This is a genomic window from Streptomyces albidus (ex Kaewkla and Franco 2022) (genome assembly GCF_013870515.1).
In the GTDB taxonomy this organism is placed as follows: Bacteria; Actinomycetota; Actinomycetes; order Streptomycetales; family Streptomycetaceae; genus Streptomyces; species Streptomyces albidus.
Map to the genome: position 1 here is coordinate 1 of NZ_JACBXA010000259.1, position 7,868 is coordinate 7,868.

Annotated in this window: 7 protein-coding genes; all 7 read right to left on the reverse strand. The window is 70.5% G+C overall.

Translation table 11 applies throughout. The features are described 5' to 3' along the window. Positions 1-247: 247 nt before the first annotated feature. Positions 248-1,165: a succinate--CoA ligase subunit alpha gene (gene sucD, locus H5J26_RS25825; RefSeq protein ID WP_181768375.1), complete on the reverse strand. Its 918-nt coding sequence runs from the start codon at positions 1,163-1,165 to the stop codon at positions 248-250. Between the two features lie 40 nt (positions 1,166-1,205). Continuing rightward, positions 1,206-2,378: an ADP-forming succinate--CoA ligase subunit beta gene (gene sucC, locus H5J26_RS25830; RefSeq protein ID WP_181768376.1), complete on the reverse strand. Its 1,173-nt coding sequence runs from the start codon at positions 2,376-2,378 to the stop codon at positions 1,206-1,208. Between the two features lie 469 nt (positions 2,379-2,847). Continuing rightward, the gene (locus tag H5J26_RS25835) at positions 2,848-3,384 is read right to left on the reverse strand and encodes a hypothetical protein (RefSeq protein WP_181768377.1); all 537 of its coding nucleotides are present in this window, start codon (positions 3,382-3,384) and stop codon (positions 2,848-2,850) included. Between the two features lie 149 nt (positions 3,385-3,533). Further along, positions 3,534-4,601 carry a hypothetical protein gene (locus H5J26_RS25840; RefSeq protein ID WP_181768378.1) on the reverse strand — a complete coding sequence of 356 codons (1,068 nt, stop codon included), beginning with the start codon at positions 4,599-4,601 and terminating at the stop codon, positions 3,534-3,536. Positions 4,602-4,701: 100 nt separating this feature from the next. After that, complete coding sequence (locus H5J26_RS25845) at positions 4,702-5,586, reverse strand: hypothetical protein (protein ID WP_181768379.1); 885 nt, start codon at positions 5,584-5,586, stop codon at positions 4,702-4,704. Positions 5,587-5,916: 330 nt separating this feature from the next. Then, positions 5,917-7,206 (reverse strand): VWA domain-containing protein, encoded by a 1,290-nt coding sequence (locus tag H5J26_RS25850; protein ID WP_181768380.1) that lies wholly within the window; start codon positions 7,204-7,206, stop codon positions 5,917-5,919. Then, on the reverse strand, positions 7,203-7,868 hold a 666-nt coding region (locus tag H5J26_RS25855), incomplete at its 5' end, for a DUF5682 family protein (RefSeq protein WP_235981108.1). The genes H5J26_RS25855 and H5J26_RS25850, both read right to left, overlap by 4 nt.

A 7,868-nucleotide genomic window follows, 5' to 3' on the forward strand; every position in this document is an offset into this window, starting at 1 on the left:
CTGGCCGTTGCGGTCGCGGGCACGGCGTTCGCGGTCGTCTCGTCCGACGGCGAACGGAACGTCACGCCGCTCCCCGTCCCCAAGCATCCGTCCGCGACACTCGCCCCGGGGAACCAGCCGGGCCGGCTGCTGCCGATGATCTGACAGTGCGCGACCGCCGCCGCTCCGGAACGCCGACGGGCCCGTTCCCTCCGAGACGGAGGGAACGGGCCCGGTCGCAAGCGAGTGGTCCGCTCGCGGAGTGGCGTCAGCCGCCGAGCAGTTCGCGAGCGAGCCGCGCGGTCTCGGAAGGCGTCTTGCCGACCTTCACGCCCGCGGCCTCCAGCGCCTCCTTCTTCGCCTGGGCGGTGCCCGACGAACCGGAGACGATGGCACCCGCGTGCCCCATGGTCTTGCCCTCGGGCGCGGTGAAGCCCGCCACGTAACCGACGACCGGCTTGGTGACGTTCGCCTTGATGAAGTCGGCGGCACGCTCCTCGGCGTCGCCGCCGATCTCACCGATCATCACGACCAGGTCGGTGTCGGGGTCGGCCTCGAAGGCCTTGAGCGCGTCGATGTGCGTGGTGCCGATGACCGGGTCACCGCCGATGCCGACCGCCGACGAGAAGCCGAGGTCGCGCAGTTCGTACATCATCTGGTACGTCAGCGTGCCGGACTTCGAGACCAGGCCGATGCGGCCGGCCTGGGTGATGTCGCCCGGGATGATCCCCGCGTTGGACTGACCGGGAGTGATCAGGCCGGGGCAGTTGGGGCCCACGATGCGGGTCTTGTTGCCCTTCTGGCAGGCGTAGTCCCAGAAGTGGGCGGTGTCGTGCACCGCGATGCCCTCGGTGATGACGACGGCGAGGCCGATGCCCGCGTCGACCGCCTCGATGACGGCGTCCTTCGCGAACTTCGGCGGGACGAAGATGACGGTCGCGTCAGCGCCGGTGGCCTCCATGGCCTCCTTGACGCTGCCGAAGACCGGCACCTGTGTCGGGGTACCACCCGCGCCGCCCGGCGCAGGGGAACCGTCGAAGTCGACGGTCGTGCCCGCCTTGCGCGGGTTGACACCGCCGACGATGTTGGTGCCGGAAGCAAGCATCCGCTTGGTGTGCTTCTGGCCCTCGGAGCCGGTCATCCCCTGGACGATGACCTTGCTCTCCTTGGTGAGGAAGATAGCCATGGTGTGTCGTTGTCCTCGTCAGATCTCGGTCTCGTCCGGCTTACTTGGCGGCCAGCTCGGCGGCACGGTCCGCCGCGCCGTCCATGGTGTCCACCTGCTGAACGAGCGGGTGGGCGGCGTCGGTGAGGATCTTGCGACCCAGCTCCGCGTTGTTGCCGTCGAGGCGCACGACCAGCGGCTTGTTGACGTCCTCGCCCTTGCTCTTGAGGAGTTCGAGCGCCTGGACGATGCCGTTCGCGACGGCGTCGCAAGCGGTGATCCCGCCGAAGACGTTCACGAACACCGACTTGACGTCGGGGTCGCCGAGGATGATCTCGAGGCCGTTGGCCATCACCTCGGCGGAGGCACCGCCGCCGATGTCGAGGAAGTTGGCGGGCTTGACGTTCTTGTGCGCCTCGCCTGCGTACGCGACGACGTCGAGGGTGGACATGACCAGCCCCGCGCCGTTGCCGATGATGCCGACCTGGCCGTCGAGCTTGACGTAGTTGAGGCCCTTCGCCTTCGCCGCGGCCTCAAGGGGGTTGGCGGCGGCCTTGTCCTCGAGGGCGGCGTGGTCCGCCTGCCGGAAGTCGGCGTTCTCGTCGAGCGAGACCTTGCCGTCCAGCGCGATGACCTTGCCGTCGCCGGTCTTGACCAGCGGGTTGACCTCGACGAGCAGGGCGTCCTCGCGGATGAAGACGTCCCACAGCTTCTTGAGGACGTTCACCACCTGGTCGGTCAGCTCGGCCGGGAACTTCGCGGCCTCGGCGATCTCGCGCGCCTTGGCGTCGGTGACACCCTCGATGGCGTCGACGGGGATCTTCGCGAGAGCCTCGGGCTTCGTCGCGGCGACCTCCTCGATCTCGACGCCGCCCTCGACGGAGGCCATGGCCAGGAAGGTGCGGTTGGTGCGGTCCAGCAGGAAGGAGACGTAGTACTCCTCCGCGATGTCCGCGGTCTGGGCCAGCATGACCTTCTGGACCGTGTGGCCCTTGATGTCCATGCCGAGGATGGCCCCGGCCTTCTCGACTGCGTCGGCGGGGTCGGAGGCCAGCTTCACACCACCGGCCTTGCCCCGGCCGCCGGTCTTCACCTGCGCCTTGACGACCGCGCGACCGCCGAGTCGCTCGGTCACCTCGCGCGCCGCCTCGGGCGTGTCGATGACTTCACCGGCCAGCACCGGTACGTCATGCTTGGCGAAGATGTCCCTCGCCTGGTACTCGAACAGGTCCACGCGCGTACGTCCCCTTAATCGGTGGTTCGCGGTTGTCAGCGTGAGTGGGCGTGCCGCGTGGCCGCGGCGTAACGGAGGGCGCGCGGCATGTCCGCCTTGCAGGTTAGCCCCGCCCGTGAGCGGTGCATAAATTCCAGCTCACACCCACGCGGTGACAACGGTCACAAACACTCGTTCCGGTGGCGCGTCGGCTACTTCACGCCCCACCGCCCGCTCTGCGCGCCGCGCACCGGCGCGACTGAGCGGGCGGCTGAACGATGTCCCGGCCCTGTGACCCGTCGTTGGGGCTCTCGGTTGGGGCTCGTCGTTGGGACTCGTGGCGGGCGGGTTGCGGACGCGGCGGAGTCCGGCGAACGGGCCGAAAGATCTTCGGGGAGATCTCCGGAGGATCAAGTCCGCCCGTTTGAGGCCCGGTTGAGAAAGACCGGTCGGGGACGGTCCGCGAGGCGTCCGTTTCCTGTCGCGTCCCTCAGAGGACGGGGATGGTGGGCGTGACGGGAAGGGCGGGAATCGAGGAGGGCAGGATCCCGATGCTCGGAACGCCCGGCACCAGCTGCGGAATCTCGATCACGAGGTCTTCCGGCAGCCCCGGCGTGGACGGTGCGGCCGCCGCAGACGGGACGCCGGACACAGCGCCCAGGTCCTGATGCGCGGCAGCCGTCGCCGCTGAGGACACGGCCTCACGGGCCTCCTTCGTGACATGTCCGACCGCCTTCCCCGCGCCCTGCCGTACGCCTTCCTCCGATTCCTCGACGGTGCTGCCGACGGTGTCGTCCGCACCCTGCGTCGCGCGCGTCACGTGCTCGACCTGGTCGGCAGGCCGGATGCGCGTGACCTTCGTGATCTTCGAACTCTTCGCGGTCTTCGTGACCTTGGTGACGTCGGTGAGGGTCTTGCCGGCCGAGGGAAGCTCCCCGGCCTGCGCGCCGCCGGTGCCGAGCGCCCAGACGCCCGCGGCCGTCACCGCGACGACGAGAGCGCGGCGAATGCTCTTACTCCTGTGCATGACTTCTCGATTCAGTGCTGTGTGTTGATGATCAACGGTCGGGAACGGTGCTGCAGTTGGCCTCTTTGAGGCGCGCGGGGTGGCTCAACCCCCTTGCTGAGCCACCCCGCGGGCCGATCTATCCGTCCGTGGGCCCGGTGCCCTCAGGCTCAGACAGCGGGGACGGCCGGCAGCTGCGGGACGGCGGGCAGGCCGGGGATGTTCGCGGCGTCGGTCAGGTCACCCGTGCTGGGCACGGTGATGACCTGCACGCCCGAGATCACGTGGATCGCCAGACCGTTGACGTTGCGGTGCAGACCGGCACCCAGGTCGTGCGCGTACGGAACCGCGTCCTCGCCGACACCGTGGCCGAAGTGGCGCAGCTCGCCGGTGACGTTCTCGGCCAGGGCGTGCGTACGGACGGCGGTGCTCTCGACGACGGGCGCGGAGGTGGCTGCCGCGTCGTCGACAGTCACGGCGGTGTCGGTGGCGGCCTGGTCGGCGACGACCTCGACCTGCACGACGATCTCTCCGGCGAAGGGCGGCACGACGGTGCCGGTGGCGCGGTCGATGAGCGGCTGAGCGGTGGAGACGGCCTTGCGGACGGTGCCGACCACCTGCTGGGCGTGGTCGCCCTTGAGCACGCAGACCAGCTTCTCGGGACGCAGGCCGGCGGAGGCGAGGCCGTTGACGAGGTCACCGGTGGCGGGTGCGGACGGCACGGTGGGGACCTGCGGGACCTCCGGGACGGCGGGCAGCGCAACGGTGGGGAGCGTACGCGGCGGCAGCTGCGGAACCTCGACGCCGGGGACGGCGGGCAGGTCGCGGCCGGCCGAACCGACCTTGTCCTGCGCGTCCTTGACGGCCTGGCCCACGCGGTCGGTCCCGTCGGTGACCTTGCCGACCTCGCTGCCCGCGCCTTCGACCGCACCGTCGACGCGGTCGGTGGGCAGACCGTCGAGGGGGAGGGTGTTGGTGGGCAGGCCGTTCTCGGGGATGCCCTTGGACGGCAGCTTCTCCGTGACGCCGCGGGTCACACCTTCGGTGGTCTTCCTGACCGTGTCCGTCGCCTCGTCGATCGTGTCGGTCAGGCCGCCCTTGTGCGCCTTCTCGACGGTGCCGGTGACGGTGTCGGTGGAGACGGGAAGCTCGGCGGCGTTGGCGCCGGAGGTGCCGAGCGCCCAGATGCCGGATGCAGCGGCGGCGACTATGAGGGAACGTCGGATGTTCTTGCGCATGATGACGAAAGTCCTTCGAATTCAGGGTTCTTGGCTTGGGCAGACCTGTCCGCCCCCGCGTGGCAGGTCACGGGTTCCGCAGACGGAGAGAAGGTCTGCCCTAGCCGGGGAATTCGAGGATCTCGGCGGCGCGGTCACGCGTCGGCGTACCGGCCGCGGCGCTCACCGCTCCGGGCTGCAACAGCCCGGAGCACTGGTCGCCGGTGACGTGACCGGCGAGCTTGAACGGGCCTCCACCGCGCGGGCCGTTGCCGTCGCCCGCGTACTGGGAGGTGCTGGGAGCGGGCGCGGAGGGCGCCTGCTGGAAGGGGAGACGGTCGGACGGACCGCCGTCGCCGCGTGAACCGGCGTCGCCGGCTGCGGAGTTGTGGACCGTGGCGTGCGAGGTGAGACCTCGTGCGCCGTCGGGACCCGCCTGGGCACGCTTGCCGTCGGGGCCGTATCCGGCGCCGTCGGCCGCACCGGTGGCGGAGTCGCTGTCGTGTCCGGGGGCCCCACCGCTCCCGTCACCGGGAACGTCCTCGCCTGCGTCGCCGATCTGGAGGCCGAGCCGCTCGGAGAGCCGGCGCAGGTCGACCGTGTCCGCGACTCCGTCGACGGTTTCTCCGACGGGCCGGGTGACCTGTCCGGCGCCTGCGGCGCCTTCCTTCACCGGTTCGATCACCTGTGAGGCGGTCTTCTCGGCCGCACGCTGTGCCTCGCGGCGATGTTCTGTCAGCGCGGCCTTGTAAGCGGCGGCCTTCTTCTTCTCGTCGGCCTGCTCGTCGTGCTCGGCGCCGGAGGACTTCCCCGACTTCAGCAGCGCGGACGCCTCGGAGGATTTCTTGCCGGGGTCGTCCGCGCCGGATGCGGCGTGCGCCGTACCGCCGAAGAGGAAGGCGAGCGTGAGGAAGCCACCGAGGAGGAGCGTCGTCAGCAGGGCTCGCCGCGCGGCGGCCGAGCGCGGCAGGCGCACGGCGGCAGGCACAGCGAGGACAGCTGACAAGGTGGGAACCTTCCCGGTGAACTGCGGATGCGGGCTGCTCAGCAGGCACAACTGCCGTCCTGGAGCCCTGCGTTCCGGACAACGGAGATCCTTGCACGGGGCCGGGCCTCCGCCGCAACTGCCGTCACAAAGTGTTCACGTCTCCTCCCGGTCCCGCTCTCTCCGCCTCGTTCGCCCACGTGTCAGCCACCCCGGGGAGACGCCGGTTGACGCTCCCTGGGTGGGCAAGCGCGGGCTCCCCGCGGGCGGCCGAGGCGTACGTGCGCCACGTGACGCCTCCGGCTCCGGCGTCACGCCTCCCGTCCTGGTTTCACACGTCTGGCCCGGGTGTCACACGTCCGGCACGGGCAGGGGGCGCTTCTCGATCGCCGCCGCCATGACCTCCGGGAAGTGGTCGGGCGTACAGGCGAAGGCGGGGGTCCCCAGAGCGGCGAGCGCACTCGCGTGCTCCCGGTCGTACGAGGGCGCTCCTTCGTCGGAGAGCGCGAGCAGGGTGACGAACTGCACGCCCGCGCCCTTCATCTGGGCGACCCGCTTGAGCATCTCGTCACGGATACCGCCCTCGTAGAGGTCGCTGATGAGCACGACCACGGTCTCGGCGGGACGGCTGATCTTCGACTGGCAGTAGGCCAGGGCACGGTTGATGTCGGTGCCGCCTCCCAGCTGCGTGCCGAAAAGCACGTCGACCGGATCGTCGAGGTCATCGGTGAGGTCGACGACGCTGGTGTCGAAGACGACCAGCCGCGTCCGAAGGGACCGCATCGAGGCGAGCACGGCGCCGAAGACCGACGCGTACACGACGGATGCCGCCATCGAACCGGACTGGTCGATGCAGAGGATGACGTCCTTCTTCACCGCCTGCGACGCACGGCCGTAGCCGATGAGACGCTCCGGGACGACCGTCCCGTGCTCGGGCAGGTAGTTCTTGAGGTTGGCGCGGATGGTGCGGTTCCAGTCGATGTCGCGATGACGGGGGCGCTGCACCTTCGCAGAGCGGTCGAGCGCCCCGGTGAGCGTGGAACGGGTGCGCGAGGCAAGCCTCCTCTCCACATCCGCGACCACCTTGCGTACGACCGCCCGCGCCGTCTCCTTGCTGGTCTCGGGCATGGCCTTGTTCAACGAGAGCAGCGTGCCGACGAGGTGTACGTCCGCCTCGACCGCCTCCAGCATCTCCGGCTCCAACAGCAGCGCCGAGAGGCCGAGCCGTTCGATGGCGTCCCGCTGCATGACCTGGACGACGGAGCTGGGGAAGTACGTCCTGATGTCTCCGAGCCAGCGCGCCACCCGGGGTGCGGAGCCACCGAGCCCGCCCGTGCGTTCCTCTCCCCGCCGGGCACGCCGGGCGTTTCCGGAGTCACTGCCTGCTTCGCTGCCGTAGAGGGCTTGAAGGGTGCGGTCCATGTCCGTGTCCGTGCCGGTCAGGGCCCGCCCGGTGCCGTCCGACCCGTTGGCGTCGCCGAGGACCAGGCGCCAGCGGCGCAGCCGTTCGTCCGCGGCGCCGCCCGGTGCGGCGAGCCCCACCCTGCGGCTCGTACCCGCGTCATGACTCGCGCCGAGGTGGTGAATCGCGCCGGCGTCATCAGCTGTGCCCGCACCCGTGTTCGTACGGTCGTCGCTCATACGACCGCCTCCTCTCCGACCTCACGTGCCCCGCCCGACAGCAACTGCCGCAGCACGGGCAGAACGGCGTCGGCACGGGCCACGTCCAGACCCGGCCCGAAGCCACGTGTCGAGGGATGCCGGACGCCTCCTTCACCGGCTGCCGCCCCTCCCCCTCCCGCTGCGTCGGCCAGGCCTCCCCGCCGCACCAACTCGCCCACCGTGCGCCGCACACCGGGCTCGAAGGCGGAGAACGTCCTGCGCAGCAAGGGCAGTACGTCCGTGAAGGCGTCCACCGGTACGGCGGCGAGCCAGCCGTCGATCAGCGCGAGCAGCCGCTCGTCGTGCACCAGCAGCATCCCGCTCCCCGACAGGAACCCCTCGATCCAGGCCGCCGCCTGCGCGGGTGCCGTGCCCGGCGAAAGCGCCAGGCCCATCAGCCGCGCCGCCTCCGCATGCTCCAACTTCCCGTCGTCCAGGAGCAGTCGGGTGCAACGGCCCCGGATCAGCCCGGGTATCCGGTCGCGGGCGGCGAGTCTGCGCAGGACGGTGAGCCAGCGCGAGTGCACCCCCGTGGCACTCGCACCGGCCTGCTCCAGCAGCGCGATCGACTGGTGCACACCGTCGATGTGGCGCCGCATCTGGACCGCGCCGTCCGCGTCCAGCCCGGCGCACGCCGGAGG